The sequence below is a fragment of the Halioglobus japonicus genome, from assembly GCF_001983995.1.
Classification (GTDB): Bacteria; Pseudomonadota; Gammaproteobacteria; order Pseudomonadales; family Halieaceae; genus Halioglobus; species Halioglobus japonicus.
This window is the reverse complement of sequence record NZ_CP019450.1, coordinates 1,343,562-1,361,906: the sequence shown is the minus strand read 5'-3', so window position 1 is coordinate 1,361,906 and position 18,345 is coordinate 1,343,562. Positions and strand designations below refer to the sequence as shown.

Annotated in this window: 15 protein-coding genes and 2 pseudogenes; 6 read left to right on the top strand and 11 right to left on the bottom strand. The window is 59.7% G+C overall.

What is annotated here, in order from left to right:
* Positions 1-13: 13 nt before the first annotated feature.
* Positions 14-763 carry a BamJ family beta-barrel-assembly machinery protein gene (locus BST95_RS06500; protein WP_084198600.1) on the bottom strand — a complete coding sequence of 250 codons (750 nt, stop codon included), beginning with the start codon at positions 761-763 and terminating at the stop codon, positions 14-16.
* A gap of 128 nt (positions 764-891) precedes the next feature.
* Between BST95_RS06500 and BST95_RS06495 the strand changes: the two genes are divergently transcribed.
* Positions 892-2,784: an ABC-F family ATP-binding cassette domain-containing protein gene (locus BST95_RS06495; protein ID WP_084198599.1), complete on the top strand. Its 1,893-nt coding sequence runs from the start codon at positions 892-894 to the stop codon at positions 2,782-2,784.
* 31 nt (positions 2,785-2,815) lie between these two features.
* On the opposite strand, the gene BST95_RS06490 is transcribed toward BST95_RS06495, so the two are convergent.
* From BST95_RS06490 to BST95_RS20370, 5 genes are read right to left on the bottom strand one after another with little or no spacing between them, the layout of a single operon-like run.
* On the bottom strand, positions 2,816-3,196 hold the full coding sequence (locus tag BST95_RS06490) for a ribosome small subunit-dependent GTPase A (protein ID WP_084198598.1): 381 nt from the start codon (positions 3,194-3,196) through the stop codon (positions 2,816-2,818).
* A complete protein-coding gene (locus BST95_RS06485; RefSeq protein ID WP_229801792.1) occupies positions 3,193-3,441 on the bottom strand; it encodes a GIY-YIG nuclease family protein in 249 nt (82 codons plus the stop codon). The genes BST95_RS06490 and BST95_RS06485 overlap by 4 nt, the downstream gene beginning before the upstream one ends.
* The gene (gene elbB / locus BST95_RS06480) at positions 3,438-4,091 is read right to left on the bottom strand and encodes an isoprenoid biosynthesis glyoxalase ElbB (RefSeq protein WP_084198597.1); all 654 of its coding nucleotides are present in this window, start codon (positions 4,089-4,091) and stop codon (positions 3,438-3,440) included. The genes BST95_RS06485 and elbB overlap by 4 nt, the downstream gene beginning before the upstream one ends.
* A 45-nt stretch (positions 4,092-4,136) precedes the next feature.
* Positions 4,137-5,414, bottom strand: coding sequence for a dihydrolipoyl dehydrogenase family protein (locus tag BST95_RS20375; RefSeq protein ID WP_240500270.1), 1,278 nt, complete (start codon positions 5,412-5,414; stop codon positions 4,137-4,139).
* A gap of 11 nt (positions 5,415-5,425) precedes the next feature.
* Entirely contained in the window at positions 5,426-6,250 is an 825-nt protein-coding gene (locus BST95_RS20370) for a TVP38/TMEM64 family protein (RefSeq protein ID WP_240500269.1), read from the bottom strand.
* A gap of 172 nt (positions 6,251-6,422) precedes the next feature.
* On the opposite strand from BST95_RS20370, the gene trxA reads away from it, so the two are divergent.
* From trxA to ubiD, 4 genes and pseudogenes are all read left to right on the top strand, one after another.
* Positions 6,423-6,749 carry a thioredoxin TrxA gene (gene trxA / locus BST95_RS06470; RefSeq protein ID WP_066055268.1) on the top strand — a complete coding sequence of 109 codons (327 nt, stop codon included), beginning with the start codon at positions 6,423-6,425 and terminating at the stop codon, positions 6,747-6,749.
* A 6-nt stretch (positions 6,750-6,755) separates the two neighbouring features.
* Entirely contained in the window at positions 6,756-7,655 is a 900-nt protein-coding gene (gene ppk2, locus BST95_RS06465) for a polyphosphate kinase 2 (protein WP_084198596.1), read from the top strand.
* 179 nt (positions 7,656-7,834) lie between these two features.
* Positions 7,835-9,103, top strand: a complete 1,269-nt coding sequence (rho, locus tag BST95_RS06460) for a transcription termination factor Rho (RefSeq protein WP_084198595.1) — start codon at positions 7,835-7,837, stop codon at positions 9,101-9,103.
* Between the two features lie 174 nt (positions 9,104-9,277).
* Positions 9,278-10,758 (top strand): annotated as a pseudogene (gene ubiD / locus BST95_RS06455) (4-hydroxy-3-polyprenylbenzoate decarboxylase).
* 20 nt (positions 10,759-10,778) lie between these two features.
* On the opposite strand, the gene BST95_RS06450 reads toward ubiD, so the two are convergent.
* The 5 genes and pseudogenes from BST95_RS06450 to BST95_RS06430 all read right to left on the bottom strand — a co-directional run bounded on the left by BST95_RS06450 (position 10,779) and on the right by BST95_RS06430 (position 15,375).
* The gene (locus BST95_RS06450) at positions 10,779-11,975 is read right to left on the bottom strand and encodes a molybdopterin molybdotransferase MoeA (RefSeq protein ID WP_084198594.1); all 1,197 of its coding nucleotides are present in this window, start codon (positions 11,973-11,975) and stop codon (positions 10,779-10,781) included.
* Positions 11,972-12,502, bottom strand: coding sequence for a molybdenum cofactor biosynthesis protein B (gene moaB, locus BST95_RS06445; protein WP_084198593.1), 531 nt, complete (start codon positions 12,500-12,502; stop codon positions 11,972-11,974). The genes BST95_RS06450 and moaB overlap by 4 nt, the downstream gene beginning before the upstream one ends.
* A gap of 12 nt (positions 12,503-12,514) precedes the next feature.
* Positions 12,515-13,377, bottom strand: a pseudogene (locus BST95_RS06440) (SDR family oxidoreductase).
* A gap of 159 nt (positions 13,378-13,536) precedes the next feature.
* Positions 13,537-14,055, bottom strand: a complete 519-nt coding sequence (ssb, locus tag BST95_RS06435; protein WP_084198591.1) for a single-stranded DNA-binding protein — start codon at positions 14,053-14,055, stop codon at positions 13,537-13,539.
* Between the two features lie 108 nt (positions 14,056-14,163).
* Positions 14,164-15,375, bottom strand: a complete 1,212-nt coding sequence (locus BST95_RS06430; RefSeq protein ID WP_102106377.1) for an MFS transporter — start codon at positions 15,373-15,375, stop codon at positions 14,164-14,166.
* A gap of 119 nt (positions 15,376-15,494) precedes the next feature.
* On the opposite strand from BST95_RS06430, the gene uvrA reads away from it, so the two are divergent.
* Positions 15,495-18,341: an excinuclease ABC subunit UvrA gene (gene uvrA / locus BST95_RS06425; protein ID WP_066055293.1), complete on the top strand. Its 2,847-nt coding sequence runs from the start codon at positions 15,495-15,497 to the stop codon at positions 18,339-18,341.
* The last annotated feature ends 4 nt before the right edge of the window (positions 18,342-18,345 follow it).

Below are 18,345 nucleotides of genomic sequence, written 5' to 3'. Positions count from 1 at the left end.
CCGGAACAACCGTTTACTCCGCAGCCGCCTGGCTGGGAATAGAGATCAGCTCAACTTCAAATACCAGCGCTGCGTTGGGACCAATCATCTGGCCTGCACCACCTGCGCCATAGCCAAGCTCTGGCGGAATGTACAGCTTGTACTTGGAGCCAACAGGCATCAACTGCAGGGCCTCAGTCCAGCCGGCAATGACCTGGCCAACACCAAAGGTTACCGTCTCGCCACGCTTGTGTGAGGAATCGAACTCAGTGCCATCCACCAGAGTACCGGTGTAGTGCACTTCAACGGTGTCCTCAGCACCAGGCATCTCGCCTTCGCCGGCTTCAATCACTTCGTACTGCAGACCAGACTCTGTCACTACCACGCCTTCACGGGCCTTGTTTTCGTCAAGGAAAGCGACCGCTGCAGCCAGGTTGGCGTCAGCCAGTGACGCCTGGGCAGCCTGCTGCTCGGCCATCATTTTTTCCTGGAAAGCCTGCATTTCGGCGGCGATTTCTTCTTCGCTCATGCGACCTTCAGCACCGCTAATACCGTCGCGGAAGCCCGCAACAAACGCATCGACATCCAGGGGCATAGCGTCCATGGACATGCGCTTACCCAGGCCAAAGGCCATGCCGTAGCTCAGGCGGGACTCAGCACCTTCGAGGGTGACTTCCGCAGCGGGCGCAGCTGCAGCGGCACCTTCGACGGCGGGTTCTTGTTGATTACACGCTTGCAGGCTGACCACGCCGGCCAGCGCAAGAGGCAGTGCATACTTCTTCATAGAATCATTCCGTTATTTATTGAAAAACCGCGATCGCGATGGCGGAACACTATACTACCCGCCCCCAGCCAGTACCAGCCCCTGTGGGCTGGCAGGTAAGCGGGCACCCGCGTAGAATTCGCGGCCTTATGATCATCCTCAAAGACATCGAATTACGCCGGGGTAGCAAACTGCTCCTCGGTGACGCCTGTGCGACTATCCAGCCTGGCCAGCGCCTGGCATTAATCGGCGCCAATGGCAGCGGCAAATCCAGCTTGTTCGCCATGTTGCTGGGTAAATTGCACCAGGACCAGGGCGACATTGAAGGCCTGTCCACTCTTCGCCTGGCTCATATGGCTCAGGAGGTGCACGCTACCGACCTGCCCGCCGGCGAATACGTCTGGCGCGGCGACCAACAATTGGCCGACCTGCTCGACCGCCTGGCAGCCTGCGAGGCACGCGAGGACTACACCGCAGCGGCCCGTATCCACAGCGAACTTGAGGCTATGGACGGCTACAGTGCGGAGCGTCACACGCGGCTGCTGCTGCAAGGGCTGGGCTTTGCTGACGAGGCCTATGAGCGCCCGGTCAGCGACTTTTCCGGCGGCTGGCGTATTCGGCTGAATCTCGCCCGCGCACTGATGACACCTTCAGACCTGCTATTGCTCGACGAACCAACCAACCATCTGGATCTCGACGCCACTATCTGGCTACAGCAGTGGCTGCAGCAGTATCCGGGCACCCTGCTGATGATTTCTCACGACCGCGATTTCATCGACGCCACCTGCGAACGCATTCTGCATATCGAGCAACAACAGTTGCAGAGCTACAAGGGCAATTACTCGCAGTTCGAGGCCCAGCGCGCAGAGCGACTGGCCAATCAACAGGCCATCTTCGAGAAACAGCAGCGCCGGATTGCCGAAATTGATGCGTTTGTCGCCCGTTTCCGCTACAAGGCGACCAAGGCCAAGCAGGCCCAGAGCCGACTCAAGGAACTGGAGCGCATGCAAACAGTCGCCCCGGCCCACGCGGACTCACCCTTTGACTTCAGCTTCCCGGTGCCCGACAAGTTCAGCGATCCCCTATTGCGGCTGGACGAGGCCAGCCTGGGCTACGGTGACACGCGCATTCTCAACCAGGTCGAGCTGCAATTGCGCCCGGGTAGCCGCTACGGCCTGCTGGGACGCAACGGCGCGGGTAAATCCACTCTGCTCAAATCGCTGGTCGGCGAGCTTCCGCTGCTCGCGGGTGAGCGCAGCGCGGGCGAACACCTGCGCATTGGCTACTTCGATCAGCAGCAGCTCGAGGCCCTCGACATGGAGGCCAGCCCCACCCAGCATATCCAGCGACTCAGCCCGGACGTGCGCGAGCAGGAGATTCTCAACTTTCTCGGCGGTTTCAATTTCCGCGGCGACGCTGCCACCAGTACCGTCGCTCCTTTCTCCGGAGGCGAAAAAGCCCGTCTGGCGCTGGCCATGGTCGTGTGGCAGAAACCCAACCTGCTGGTGCTCGACGAACCCACCAACCACCTGGACCTGGAGATGCGCCACGCTATGGAAGTAGCGCTGCAGGCCTACGAGGGTGCGCTGGTTCTGGTGAGCCACGACCGCCACATGCTGCGCAACACCGTGGAAGAACTGCTGCTGGTTCACGACGGCTGTGTAGAGGAATACCGGGACGATCTGGAAGGCTACGAGAAGTGGATTCTCAAGCAGCTGCGAGAAGACAAACCCGCAACCCAGGCCAGTAGCGCCAATGAGCCTAGCGCCAAAGAGAAGCGCCAGCAGGCCGCCGCCCAGCGAGAGCGACTGCGGCCTCTCAAAAAGCGACTCGACACGGTGGAGAAGGACATGGCCCGGGTTGAACGCGAACTCGAATCGATCCAGCAAAAGCTCGCGGATACCAGTCTGTATGAGGTGGCGCGCAAAAACGATTTGGCTGCACTACTGGCGCAGGAGGCCGATCTGAAACCACAGGCTGAGGCACTGGAGATGGAATGGCTGGAGCTACAGGAAGAACTGGAGCAACTTGAAGCCAGCTGAGCTCGCCTGGAGGCTGGTCTGGCGCGGCGATTCAGCTATCGCGCCCTTTCAATTTTCCCGCCTCGCTCTGGGTGCGCTTATAGTCTTTGCCCAGCGCGGTATCGACATTGGCAGCGATTAATTGACTGCGCATTTCGGTGCCCGCCGCCCGGCGCTGAAACAGGGTTTTTCTGTCCAACAGACGCACAAAACGCTGCTCGGCATCCAGCAGCACCCAATCTCCGACCACCATCTTTGGCATATCCTTGTGCAGCGGCACGGTCAGTTGGAGATCCTCGGTGGCCACCTGCATCTCGCTGCGGTGAAAGGCGACTACCCGTGCAGGTACTGCATCCTCCCACTCATCGAGGCTCAATTGCTGTTGAAAGCAGGGCTGCCAGCCCAAACCTGCCAGAGTATCCTGCCCATTCATTGTGCTATGAGCCTCAGTTTTTCCTCCCGGGAAAGCTGTTTGATCGCCGCTTCGCGCTGTGACGCAGCGCTCCGATCAACCGCTTCGGCTGACCACACTAATCGCACCGGCCTGCGTCCCCGGGTATATTTCGGCCCGCCAGCAAGCTCACCATTGTGTTGTCGCAGGCGCCGCTCCAGGTCGCGGGCAATGCCGGTATACAGCGTGCCGTCACTACAGGCGAGAATGTAAACCTGCCAGCTCAAGCCAGGGCGAGCACTTCTTTGACACAATCAGCGATGCCGGCATACGCCTCCGACACCTGGCCGGCCAGCATATAGGCCGGCGTCGTTACCATTTTCTTGGCGGCATCAACACGAGCCTCTGTGACCGGACAATCCAGATGCACGCCGCCCATCGCCGCAATCGCCGCCGCGGTATCGGCATCATTACCAATGGTGCACTCAGTGCCTGCACCGCAAATAGCCGCCGCCATGACCGGCGCAATGCAGATCAGCCCGATCGGCTTGTCAGCCTGGTGAAATCCCCGCGCAACGGCCAAAAAATCCTCCTGAACTGACATCTGCGCGCCTTCCACCGCAAAGTCACACAGGTTCTTGGCAGCACCAAACCCGCCCGGAACCACCAGCGCATCGTAGTCAGTCACATTCAGTTCGGTCAGCGGTTTGATATTGCCACGGGCAATGCGTGCCGCCTCCACCAACACATTGCGTGTCACTCCCTCCACCACTTCACCGGTGAGGTGATTAATCACATGCAACTGCTCGCGGTCGGGCGCGAAACACTGGTAGCTCGCGCCCTGCTGCTCCAGACTGAGCAGGGTCAACACTGCCTCGTTAATCTCGGCGCCGTCGTACACGCCACAGCCGGCGAGAATAACCGCTACATTTGCCATTGTTGTTTCTCCAATAGTTACCGCTCAAAAACCTTACTTTAGCAGCTAAGCACCGCGATTAAAGCGGTGATAGCGCTCCACGATATCGAGCAGTTTCTCCGGCTTGCGCGCCTTGCGCCACTCACCGGCGAGGAATTTGTTGCCCTCGGACAGCGTGGGATAAATATGAATAGTGCCGAGAATTTTGTTGAGTCCCAGGCCGTGTTTCATCGCCAGCACAAACTCGTTGATCAATTCAGCCGCATGATAGCCAACGATAGTGGCACCCAGAATACGGTCACTGCCCGGCTTGGTCAGCACTTTCACAAAGCCTTTTGCCTCGCCGTCGGCGATGGCGCGGTCGAGATCATCCAGATCGTAGCGGCTGACCTCGTAGGCAATACCCTGAGCCTGAGCATCGGCCTCATTCAGGCCCACCCGGGCAACCTCGGGGTCGATAAACGTCGCCCAGGGCACCACCGAGTAGTCGACCCGGAATTTGCGAAAGCGCCCAAACAACGCATTGACCGAGGCATACCAGGCCTGGTGGCTGGCCATATGGGTAAACAGGTAGGGGCCCGCAACATCGCCCGCAGCATAAATGGAGGGCACTCGAGTGCGCAGAAAGTCATCCACATCAAGATGACCGGCCGGATTCAGCTCAACGCCAAGCGCTTCGAGACCCAGGCCCTCGACATTGGGACTGCGGCCCACCGCCAGCAATACGGCATCGAAGGCGATGCTCTCGCCGCCTTCGAGCCGGCACACGCCTGGCGCAAACGCCTCGGGCTGTTTGCCCAGGTGAAGTGAAATACCCTCTGCGGTGAACGCAGCTTCGACCACGTCAGAGACCTCGCTGTCCTCGCGCGGCAGCAGGCGAGAGCCGCGGGTGGCGATACTCACTGATGCGCCGAGGCGGGCAAAGGCCTGAGCCAACTCACAGCCGATGGGGCCACCGCCCAGCACCAGCAGGCGTTCGGGCAACTGTTCCAGCTCCCAGACGGTATCTGAGGTCAGGTACCCCACGTCCTCAAGCCCGGGAATATCCGGCACCCGGGGCCTGCCACCGGTGGCGACGACAATGTTTCGCGCGGCAATGCGGTCGCCGTTCACCTCCACTTCCCACGGAGATACAAGCTGGGCCTCGCCCTGAACACAGTCGACACCAAGACCGGTGAAACGCTCTACCGAGTCGTGTGGTTCGATAGTCGCTATCACCGAGCGCACTCGGCTCATGACGTCTGCAAAGCGCACCTGAACGTCCATCGGCACCAGACCAAACTCGCTGGCGCGCTGGGCGTAATGGGCCATGCGCGCCGAGCGAATCAGCGCTTTGCTGGGCACGCACCCGGTGTTCAGACAATCGCCCCCATGCGGTCGCGCTCGACCAGGGTCACCTTCGCCCGCACAGTAGCAGCAATCAGGGCCGAGACGAGCCCCGCGGACCCGGCGCCAATCACCACCATATTGGTATCGAACGACTTCGGTTTATCCCACTTGGCAAGCGCCCGGCGATTCTGCAGTGCATTGAGCGTCCGCCGCGCGAGCAGTGGGAACACGCCCAACAGGGCAAAGGAAATCAGCAGCGGCGCAGACACAATGCCGGCCAGCGAATCCAGTTGCCCCAACTGGGTTCCCGCGTTCACGTAGACCGCCGTGGCCGGCAACATGCCCAGCTGCGATACCCAGTAATAACGCCAGGTGCCAATGGGTAGTAAGCCCATGGCAAGATTGATCACGAAAAACGGAAACAGCGGCACCAGGCGCAGGCCAAACAGGTAGAAGGCACCGTCTTTGGCAAACCCCTCATTCACCGGCCGTAACTGCTGCCCAAAGCGCTGCTGCACCCAGTCGCGCAGTAGCGTACGGGAGATCAGGAAGGCAATGGTGGCACCGATGCTGCTGCCAAAAGACACCAGCACCAAGGCGTACCAGAAGCCGAACAGCGCGCCGCCCGCCAGGGTCATGACCGCAGCCCCGGGTATCGACAAGCCCGTCACGGCCACATAGAGGCCGAAGTATAGGGCGCCCGCGAGGAGCGGATTGGCCGCGTACCAGCTCCGCAGTTCACCCATTTTGCCCTGCACCCAGGACAGCTGCAGGTACTGCCCCAGATCCAGGCCGAACCAGGCTATGAATGCCGCGACAATAATGCCCAGCAACAGTTGTTTTTTATTCAAGACGCCCCCATAAAGATCGCAAGAGTATAGCCAGCTGTGTTTATAACATAGGGCAATTAGAGCATTACGAAAAACTCTGGATGCGCTGCTTGTGCCGCTACGGGTGGCTGGCTATGATGACCGACGTCAAAACTACGCGGGGCCAGGCCTCGCAGATCAACCGGAGAACACAATGTCAGACCAGATCGTACACGTTACCGACGCATCATTTGATGCCGAAGTCCTCAATTCCGATATCCCCGTGCTGGTGGATTTCTGGGCCGAATGGTGCGGTCCCTGCAAAATGATTGCGCCCGTGCTGGACGAAATCGCGGCCGAGTACGAAGGCAAGCTGAAGATTGCCAAAGTGGACGTGGACGCCAACCCGGAAATTCCGCCCAAGTTCGGCATCCGCGGCATCCCCACGCTGATCGTCTTCAAAGGCGGTAACGCTGAAGCCACCAAAGTGGGTGCCCTGTCCAAGTCACAGCTCACCGAGTTCATCCAGGAAGTGGTATAGCCCGGGATGACCTCTCGCACGGCGCCTTCATCCAGACCCGCGCGCCGTGCGATCAATCCCCAGGCCATAGCGCGCGACGCGCTGCACCCCGGCCTCGCTGAGCAGATGCTCAGCAGCAAAGACATCATCGCCCACTTTGCCAGCGACCAGCACCCCTACGCTGACCGACTCCGCAAGAAGGCCTACGAATCGCATCTCCAGTTGCTGCAGATCGAATTGCTCAAGGCGCAGCGCTGGGCCATCGCCACAGAGCAGAAAATCGTTATCCTGTTTGAGGGCCGCGATGCCGCCGGCAAAGGTGGCACCATCAAGCGCTTTGTCGAGCATCTCAATCCGCGTCACACCCACGTGGTCGCCCTGAACAAGCCCACCCCCGAGGAACAGGGCCAGTGGTATTTCCAGCGCTACATCCGCCACTTTCCCAGCAACGGTCATATCGCGCTGTTTGATCGCAGCTGGTACAACCGCGCCGGGGTCGAGCGGGTAATGGATTTTTGCACTCAGGAGCAGTATCAGGAATTTATGCTGCAGGCGCCTGCACTGGAACTCATGATGGTTCGCAGCGACATCCACCTGTTCAAGTTCTGGCTGACCGTTGGCCAGGAAGAGCAGCAAGCGCGGTTCAATAAACGTCGCCAGGATCCGCTGAAGCAGTGGAAGCTGTCTCCTATCGACGAGGCGGCCCAAAGCCGCTGGGATGACTATACCCAGGCAAAAGAAGATATGTTTTTTTATACCGATACGGCCCACGCGCCCTGGACGATTGTGAAATCCTCAGACAAAAAACGCGCCCGCATCGCCTGCCTGCAACACTTTCTGAGCTCACTGGAATACCCGGAAAAGCGTGACGATTTGCTCCATATGGACCCGCTTATCGTCGGTCAGAGCGAATACGCCATCGGCTAAAAAACGATCTAAAATAGCTATAGACGCCCTTACCGACCCGTGCTACATTTTGGTCTGTCGCACACTTCTGTGCAGCAATAAAAACTCTGCTACTCAACTTTTTAGCTTCACCCGGCCGGCAGCAGCCGCGCGCATGTATCTAATTCTTTTTCCTTTCACGCCTCTATTGCATCGCATTTATGAATCTTACTGATCTGAAGAACAAACCCACCCAGGAACTCATCGATATTGCCAAGGAGATGGGCATTGAAAACATGGCCCGCTCACGGAAGCAGGACATCATCTTTGCCATTCTCAAGCGACACGCCAAAAGCGGTGAAGATATCTACGGTGACGGTGTATTGGAAATTCTCCAGGACGGCTTCGGCTTCCTGCGCAGCGCTGACAGCTCTTACCTGGCTGGCCCCGACGACATTTATGTCTCGCCGAGCCAGATCCGCCGCTTCAACTTGCGCACCGGCGACACCATTTCCGGCAAGATTCGCCCGCCGAAAGATTCCGAGCGCTACTTCGCATTGCTCAAGGTTGGCGAGGTTAACTTCAGTAAACCTGAACAATCCAAGAACAAGATCCTGTTCGAAAACCTGACGCCGCTGTTCCCGGATGAGCGCCTGACTCTTGAAAAGGGCAACGGCAGCTCCGAGGACCTCACCGGCCGCATCATCGACCTGGTGGCCCCGATTGGTAAAGGCCAGCGTGGCCTGTTAGTAGCACCGCCCAAGGCCGGTAAAACCATCATGATGCAGAACATCGCCCAGGCGATTATCAGCAACAACCCTGAGTGCTACATCATCGTACTGCTGATCGACGAGCGTCCCGAAGAAGTGACAGAGATGCAGCGCTCTGTCGGTGCCCGCGGTGCCGAGGTCGTTGCGTCGACCTTCGATGAGCCACCCTCGCGCCACGTGCAGGTGGCGGATATGGTTATCGAAAAGGCCAAGCGCCTGGTGGAGCACAAGCGTGACGTTGTGATCCTGCTCGACTCCATCACCCGTCTGGCACGTGCGTACAACACGGTTATCCCCTCGTCCGGCAAGGTACTTACCGGTGGTGTAGACGCCCACGCTCTGGAACGCCCCAAGCGCTTCTTTGGCGCCGCGCGGAACATCGAGGAAGGCGGCAGCCTGTCCATCATCGCTACCGCCCTGATCAATACCGGCTCCAAAATGGACGAGGTGATTTACGAGGAGTTCAAGGGCACCGGTAACATGGAACTGCATCTGGATCGCAAGGTGGCTGAAAAGCGCGTGTATCCCGCAATCAACATCCGCTCTTCCGGCACTCGCCGCGAAGAACTGCTGACCGGCGATGAAGAACTGCAGCGCATGTGGATCCTGCGCAAGCTGCTGCACGGCATGGAAGATCTGCCCGCGGTGGAATTCCTGATCGACAAGCTCAAGGACACCAAGACCAACGACGAGTTCTTCCTGTCCATGAAGCGCAAGTGACGTTGCCCTCGGCAATGTCATCCCTGCGAAGGCAGGGATCCAGGGGTTCTGCAGTCATAGATCATCTCGAACCAGACAATTAATCAAAGAGCCGGTTCAATTCCCGATGAATACTTGTTCTTTGTCCAAAAGGCCAGTGAATTCCCGCCTGCGCGGGAATGACGGGGAGCAGAAATGAAATACAAAGACCTCCGCGACTTTATTGCCGAGCTTGAACAGCGCGGCGAGCTGGTGCGCATTACCGCGGAGGTCGACCCTAATCTTGAGATGACGGAAATCGCCGACCGCACCCTGCGGGCCGGCGGTCCGGCGCTGCTGTTCGAAAATCCCAAGGGGTTCGACACACCGGTGCTGGCCAACCTGTTCGGCACCGAGCAGCGGGTGGCACTGGGCATGGGTGGAGAGAATGTCACCGCCCTGCGCGAGATCGGGGAGCTACTGGCCTATCTACGCCAACCGGACCCCCCAAAGGCTTTCGCGACCTGGCCGACAAGGCCCCGGTACTCAAAAAAGTCCTCAACATGGGCCCGAAGATGGTCCGCAACCCACCCTGCCAGTATCACGCCAAGCAGGGCGACGAAGTCGATCTGTATCAACTGCCGATCCAGACCTGCTGGCCCGGCGATGCGGGCCCGCTGGTCACCTGGCCGCTGGTGATTACCCGCGGTCCCGATAAGGAACGCCAGAATCTCGGCATTTACCGCATGCAGTTGATCGGCAAAAACAAGCTGATCATGCGCTGGCTCTCGCACCGCGGTGGCGCTCTGGACTATCGCGAATGGCAATTGAAGCACCCGGGCAAACGCTACCCTGTGGCGATTGCCCTGGGCGCAGATCCGGCCACGACGCTGGGAGCGGTAACGCCTATTCCTGACCCGGTGTCTGAGTACGCTTTCGCCGGCCTGCTGCGGGGTTCCAAAACCGAGCTAGCAGAGTGCTTCACACCACTATGCAGGGAACACGGCCTGCAGGTACCCGCCAGCGCAGAGTACATACTCGAAGGCTATCTGGAACCCGGAGAAGAGGCCGACGAGGGCCCCTTTGGCGATCACACCGGCTACTATAACGAAGTCGAGCGCTTCCCGGTATTTACCGTTGAGGCGATTACGCACCGCGAAGATCCCATATACCACAGTACCTACACTGGCAGACCGCCCGATGAACCGGCCGTACTCGGCGTCGCCCTGAACGAAGTCTTCGTGCCGCTGCTGCAGAAGCAGTTTCCCGAGATCGTGGACTTCTACCTGCCGCCCGAGGGCTGCTCCTATCGGATGGCCGTCGTCACCATGCGCAAGGAATATCCCGGCCACGCCAAACGGATCATGCTCGGCGTGTGGTCATTCCTGCGCCAGTTCATGTACACCAAGTTTGTCATCGTCACCGATGAAGACGTGAATGCCCGCGACTGGAAAGACGTGATCTGGGCCATGACCACGCGCATGGACCCGCAGCGCGACAGCGTATTCATCGAGAACACCCCCATCGACTATCTGGATTTCGCGTCACCTGTGGCTGGCCTTGGCTCCAAGGTGGGCTTTGATGCGACCAACAAGTGGCCAGGAGAAACCGACCGCGAATGGGGTGAGCCGATTGCCATGGACCAGGCCGTAAAAGACCGGGTCGACGAGCTATGGGACGAGCTGGGCATCTCCTGACCGCCCCAGCTCGACAGACCTCACAAATCCAACAACAAGACCTCGACCTCATCACCAGGGGCAACCGTTGTCCCCACAGGAATGACCGCCAGGGCATTGCTGTAACTGACAGAACTCAACACGCCTGAACTCTGGTTGGAGAGGCGCTTTGCAACCAGGCCAGTGCTGTCTCGCTCGACAATCACCCGCAGGTAATCCTGCCTGCTACCGGCACGCTTGACGGCAAAGTCGGCCCGCGCCACCAGCGAGGGTGCGGGCGCTTCCGCCAGGCCCTGCATACGCTGCAGAAAAGGTCTTGCCACCAGTTGAAAGGTGACAAATACCGATGTGGGGTTGCCGGGCAGCCCAATAAACGGCGTGTCACCGATGCGGCCAAAGGCCAGGGGCTTGCCGGGCTTAATGGCGAGTTTCCACAGCGACAGTGCACCAAGGCGCTCTACCTGTCCTTTCACGTGGTCTTCTTCGCCAACGGAAACGCCGCCAGAGGTGATAACCACATCGGCGCGCTGTGCCGCAGCCTCCAGGGCATCTCCGGTAGCCTCAGGGGTATCCGCCACCATGCCACCGTCGACAAACTCCATACCCAGCGAACGCACCAGGCCCGCCAACGTATAGCGATTGGAATTGTAGAGCTGACCCGGAGCGAGTTCGCCCTGCCCAGGCTCAACCAGCTCATCGCCCGTCGACAGCACGGTCACGCGCAGCGGCCGGTACACCGCCACCTGCGCACGCCCGACCGAGGCCAGCAGGCCAAGGTCCTGCGGCCTGAGACGGCGGCCGCGCACCAACACGGTTGCGCCGCGGGCAATATCCTGGCCGCGAGGGCGGACATTGGCCCCCGCCTCGAGGGGATGATGAATACGCAGCTGGCCTTCTTCCTCAGTACAGTTTTCCTGCATGGCCACAGCATCAGCGCCGGGAGGGATCTCAGCACCGGTAAATATTCTGGCTGCCGTACCCGGCTCAAGTTGTTCACCTACCTGACCCGCCGCGATACGCTGCGCGACCGGCAATAATTGTCCCGCATCAGCAGCGCGCAGGGCATAACCGTCCATGGCAGAGTTGTCATTGAGCGGCACATCTATCGGCGAAGCGACATCTTCCGCCAGGGTCAGCCCCAGGGCATCCATAACGCAGACATACTGAGGTTCGGGCGGCACAGGTGCCTGGCTGACTACCTGGGCCAGCGCATCAGCCAGCGGAGTCAGGCCGCTCAAGCGTGCTGGCTCCTGACGCGCAATACACCGACAAAATTACAGGGGCGGTAAGTCGAATCGAGTTGGTCGCGGATCAGGCCGCCCCAGGCAGTGCGACAGGCACCGGTGGAGCCCGGCATACAGAAGATCACCGTGTTATTGGCCAGGCCCGCGAGTGCCCGAGACTGGACTGTGGAGGAACCGATTTCCTCATAAGACAGGGCGCGAAACACTTCGCCAAATCCGTCGATGGACTTATCGAACAGCGGCGCAACCGCTTCCGGAGTCGAATCACGCCCTGAAAAGCCGGTACCGCCGGTCACCAGCACCGCCTCAATCGCATCATCGGCAATCCAGGCCGAGAGTACCGCTCGAATCTGGTAAATATCGTCGATCACTATCTGCTTGTCCCGCAGCGCGTGGCCGGCGTCGCCCAATGCCTCCACCAGAAATTGTCCGGAGGTGTCATTTTCATCGGTACGGGTGTCCGAAACTGTCAGCACAGCCACACCCAGGGACTGGGGGCTGTCGTCGGTGGCCTTGGCCATGGAGAGAACTCCTTATGCTTGCTGTTCGTAGTATTGCTTGACCATATCGCCGATCGTATTGCGCCAGGGCAACTGCTTGATCGCGAAGGTATTGCGGATTTTGCTGCACTCCAGAGAGCGGTTGAGACTGGGAGCATCTTCCGACAATTGCTGCAGTTCCACCGGCTCAGGGCTGACGTCGCTAAACTGCGTAGCCGCGGCCAGCACGGATTCGGCGAATTCGTAGTAGGTCGCCGTCTCGGAGCTGCAGTAGTGGAAAAAGCCCCACAGTTCAGCCCCCTGCTGAGCTGGTCGATAATCGCCGAGACCACCCGGGCGCCGTCATCCGAAGACACCGGGCAACCGCGCAGGTTGTTATCCAGCACCAGCTGCTTGCCGCGGCGCATATCGCCCAGCATCTGCGTCACCAGGTTGGGTCCATCACTGGCGAAGACCGGCCCCAGCCGCAGAATAAGGTGACGGTCACAATTCTCTCGCACGACCTGTTCAGCGGCAGCCAGTAACGGACCCACCCCCTCCTCGCTATCGGGAATATCGTCTTCGTTGTACATGCGGTCGAGCTTCCCGGAGAACACCCGGGCACTGGACACAAACAAATGGGCGGCGCCATCACGCTGACAGCACTTTGCCACCCAGTGACTGCGTTTCAGATCGAGATCGCCAATCTCCTGACCACTGTCAGCCACCGCTTCAATGCGAATATCCACTACCAATTCTGCATCAACGCGGCGAATAGCCTTCTTGGCCTGGCGCTCACTTTTCCAACGCGATGCCGCCCACGTCACACTGGTGACCTCGTGCCGCCCCTTGTCAGCGAGAAATTCGCCGAGGGCACGCCCCAGCGGGCTGTCAGAACCGAGAAGAAGAACGCGCAAAATGTAACAACTGTCGTGAGTATGGATGCCAGAAAGGTAACATATTTGCCGGCCAGTGGGCGTCGCGGCCGGTAAATTCGGAAAAAGTACCGGTGGGAGCCCCCAAAACCCAGAAAGGCCGCTAAATGCGGCCTTTCAAGGGAGCGAAACACGGTTTCGTCAGAACGGAATATCGTCGTCGAAATCGCCGAAATCCTGAGGGGCAGGTTGTGCCGCGGAAGCCGGCGCGCTCTGCGGCACTGCCGCGGCGCCACCGGATTGTCCTTGCGGTGCCTGGCTGAAGCCACTGTCACCGCCGTAACCACCCTGTTGACCACCGCCAGCACCGCGGGGGTCGAGCATCTGCATTTCGTTGACGAGGATTTCGGTGGTGTAACGGTCCTGGCCGGACTGATCCTGCCATTTCCTGGTTTGCAGAGAACCCTCCACATACACCTTGGAGCCCTTTTTCAGGTACTCACCGGCAATTTGGCCCAGGCGATAGTTGCCCCGATCGCGGAACACGACCCGGTGCCACTCGGTGCGCTCTTTCTGTTCGCCGGTCTGGCGATCCTTCCAGGTCTCACTGGTAGCGATGCTGGCGTTGGTCACTGCCCCACCGTCCGGGAAGAAGCGGGTCTCCGGGTCGTTACCCAGATTGCCGACGATGATCACTTTATTGACTCCGCGTGACGCCATGGAGGTTCCTCTCAATACTGGTAATAAGATTATTTTTGCGAACGCAGGACTATAACAATCCCCTGCCGTGAAAGCGACCGCCGCCTGTCATCAAAAGGCGGCGTGCGCCTAGTCTCTCGCGGGCGCAGAAGCCGCCAGGTTCACGCTCGCGAACCCGGGCAGTGACAGCAGCCACCAAAGCCCGCCCAGCGCCACGCAGGCGGCAAACAAGGCCGACTGGCCACCGGTTTGCAGCAGCCAGCCACCGGCCGCGCCACCGGCAAAAGCACCGAGAAACTGGCAGGTGGAGAACACGCCCAACGCGGTTCCCTTGCCGCCGGGGAATACAGCCTTGCTCACCAGAGATGGCAGCGTGGCTTCGAGGTAGTTGAAGCCGATGAAAAACACCCACAGGCCAAGGTAGATCGCGAGCGGAGCTGGGGTGCTCGCCATCAGGCCCAGTGCGCCTACCACCAGCGTAATTGCCACCAGAAAGACCTCGCGGAGCCTACCCTTGCGCTCGGCGAGTATCATCAATGGCACCATACCCAGCAGCGACAGGGCGAGAGCCGGTAGATACACCTGCCAATGACTGTCTCGCCCCAGACCCGCCACATCACGGAGCAGCTGGGGCACCACCAGAAAGCAGGCCATCAAGACGAAATGCAGGCAGAACACCCCAAAATTCAGCCGCAGCAGATGGGTATTGGCCAGGCTGCGTGCCAACAAGGCGCCGCGCAGGCCAACCTCATCGTGCTGCATGCCCCGCGGCGGCGTGGGTACCAGTGCTACCACAATCAAGATACCGCCAAGCGCCAGTACCGCGGTGAACCAGAACACCAGCGACAAACCACCGGCCGTGGCCAGTACAGGCCCCAGGATCAGCGCCAGCGCGAACGACATGCCAATACTCATCCCTATCACCGCCATAGCCTTGGTGCGCTGCTCATTGCGGGTCAGATCTGCGGCCAGAGCCATGACAGTGCTGGCAATGGCACCGGCTCCCTGGAGCGCGCGCCCGGCGATAATGCCGTAAATATCATCGGCCATCGCGGCCAGACCGCTGCCCAGGGCAAACACCAGCAGGCCACCGATAATCACCGGTTTGCGACCAATGCGGTCGGATAACCAGCCCAGGGGGATCTGCAACAGCGCCTGACTCAAGCCATATATACCCAGTGCCAGGCCAATGGCAGTGGGCGACACTCCCTCCAACCCCTCGGCATAGAGCGCAAGCAGTGGCAGGACCATAAAGAGGCCGAGCATACGGAAACTGTAAAGCAGCGCCAGGGAGCTGACGGTGCGCCGCTCCTGTTGGCTCATGGGGTGTTCAGTGATCATGGGTTAGTGGCCAAAATACAGAGCTCAATAATAACAGTTCCCAACTACTCTTTGCATGCCCAGTACCGGTAGCAGTACACTGATCCGTTTCGGTTTCACAGCGGTATCAAGGCCCAGACATGGACACTATTCACGTTCGCGGCGCACGCACGCACAACCTCAAGAACATTGACCTGGACATCCCCCGCGACAAGCTGGTGGTGATTACGGGTCTGTCCGGCTCGGGCAAGTCATCACTGGCCTTCGATACTCTGTACGCGGAAGGGCAGCGACGTTACGTGGAAAGCCTGTCCACCTATGCCAGGCAGTTCCTGTCAATGATGGAAAAGCCCGATATGGACCACATCGAAGGCCTGTCGCCAGCGATTTCGATCGAGCAGAAGTCGACCTCGCACAACCCAAGGTCCACCGTGGGCACCATCACCGAGATCTATGATTACCTGCGTCTGCTGTTTGCACGGGTGGGAGAGCCCCGCTGCCCTGAGCACGGGCTCAGCCTGCAGGCGCAGACGGTGAGCCAAATGGTGGACAGCGTGCTGGCACTGCCAGAGGGCAGTAAACTGATGCTGCTGGCGCCCGTTGTCCGCGACCGCAAGGGTGAGCATCTGCACGTTTTTGAAGAACTTCGCGCATCGGGCTTTGTGCGCGCGCGCATCGACGGCATCGTCACCGACCTGGACGACGTGCCAGAGCTGGAGAAGAATAAGAAGCACCGCATTGAGGTGGTGGTAGACCGATTCAAGGTCCGCGCTGACCTAGGCCTGCGCCTGGCCGAGTCCTTCGAGACCGCACTCGGCCTCACTGACGGCCTGGCCTCCGTCTCGTGGATGGACGGCGAAGGCGACGATATCGCCTTTTCGGCTCGCTTTGCCTGCCCCACCTGTGGCCATAGCATCGACGAGTTGGAACCACGCCTGTTCTCATTCAACAACCCAGCAGGGGCCTGCCCGAGCTGTGACGGCCTGGGTGTCAAACAGTACTTCGACCCCGAGCGTATTGTCCTGCACCCCGAGGCGAGCCTCGCCGAGGGCGCAATTCGCGGCTGGGACCGGCGTAACGTCTACTACTTCCACATGCTCACGTCGCTGGCTGAGCACTACGGATTTGACATCGATGCGCCATTTGAATCACTGAGCAAGAAACATCGCCAGGTAATCCTGCACGGGTCGGGCAAGACTGAGATCGCCTTCGCTTATGTGAACGATCGCGGCGACGTGTTCAAGCGCACCCATCCCTTCGAGGGCATTATCCCCAACATGGAGCGGCGCTATCGCGACACCGATTCGAACTCTGTGCGCGAGGACCTGGCCAAGTTCCTGACCACAGCCCCCTGCCCCGACTGTGGCGGCACGCGCCTACGCGAGGATGCCCGCCACGTATTCGTGGATGAGCGAAATTTGCCGGCCATTACCGATATGTCTGTGGGTGAAGCTGAGGACTACTTCAATGCACTGGAACTGGAGGGTCGCGAAGGCGAAATTGCCGACAAGATTCTAAAGGAGTTACGCGCCCGATATCGCTTCCTGGTCGACGTAGGCCTCAACTACCTGACCCTGAACCGTAGCGCAGAGACGCTGTCAGGCGGCGAAGCCCAGCGTATCCGTCTGGCGTCACAGATTGGCGCCGGGCTTGTCGGCGTCATGTATATCCTCGACGAACCCTCTATTGGCCTACACCAGCGCGACAACGAACGCCTGCTCAACACCCTGACGCACCTGCGTGACCTCGGCAACACCGTGCTGGTGGTCGAGCACGATGAGGACGCGATTCGCACCGCCGACCACATTATCGATATTGGCCCCGGCGCCGGTGTGCACGGTGGGCAGGTAGTCGCGGAAGGCCCGATGAAAGCCATTGTGGCCAATAAAGCGTCCCTCACCGGTGACTACCTCTCCGGGCGACGCAAAATTGAGGTACCGAAAAAGCGGACCGAAGCAGACCCGAAGAAACAACTGGTCCTGTCCGGTGCGCGCGGCAACAACCTGCAGGACGTCACTCTGGAGGTGCCGGTGGGATTGCTCACCTGTGTCACCGGCGTCTCAGGTTCAGGGAAATCCACGCTGATTAACAGCACGCTCTACCCACTGGCGGCCACCGAGCTCAACGGCGCCACGACCCTTACCCCGGCGGCCTACAACAGTATCGAGGGCATGGACCATATCGATAAATGTATCGACATCGACCAGAGCCCGATCGGCCGCACACCGCGCTCCAACCCGGCCACGTATACCGGCATTTTCACGCCCGTGCGCGAGCTGTTCGCCGGCACCCAGGAAGCGCGCTCACGCGGCTACAAGCCGGGACGTTTCAGTTTCAACGTGAAAGGTGGACGCTGCGAGGCCTGTCAGGGCGACGGCGTGACCAAGGTGGAGATGCACTTCCTGCCGGACATCTATGTACCCTGCGACGTGTGCAAGGGGAAACGCTACAACCGTGAGACCCTGGAAATCCGCTACAAGGGCAAGAACATCAACGAAGTGCTCGAGATGACCGTGGAAGACGCGCTGGAGTTTTTTGAAGCCGTGCCCGCCATCAACCGCAAGCTACAGACACTAATGGATGTTGGCCTGTCCTATATTCGCCTGGGCCAGGCGGCGACCACGCTTTCCGGCGGTGAAGCCCAGCGAGTCAAGCTATCCCGCGAGCTCTCCAAGCGCGACACAGGCAAAACCCTGTATATTCTTGATGAACCCACTACCGGCCTGCACTTCGAGGACATCAAGCAATTGCTGGAGGTGCTTCACCGCCTGCGTGACCACGGCAACACCATGGTCATCATTGAACACAACCTTGACGTGATTAAAACCGCCGACTGGATTATCGACCTCGGCCCCGAGGGTGGCTCCGGCGGCGGCCAGATTATCGCCACTGGTACGCCCGAAGAGGTCGCCAAGACCAAGGGCTCCTTCACCGGCCAGTTCCTCGCCCCCATGCTCAAACCCAAACGGGGCAAAAAGGCCGCCTGAAGCC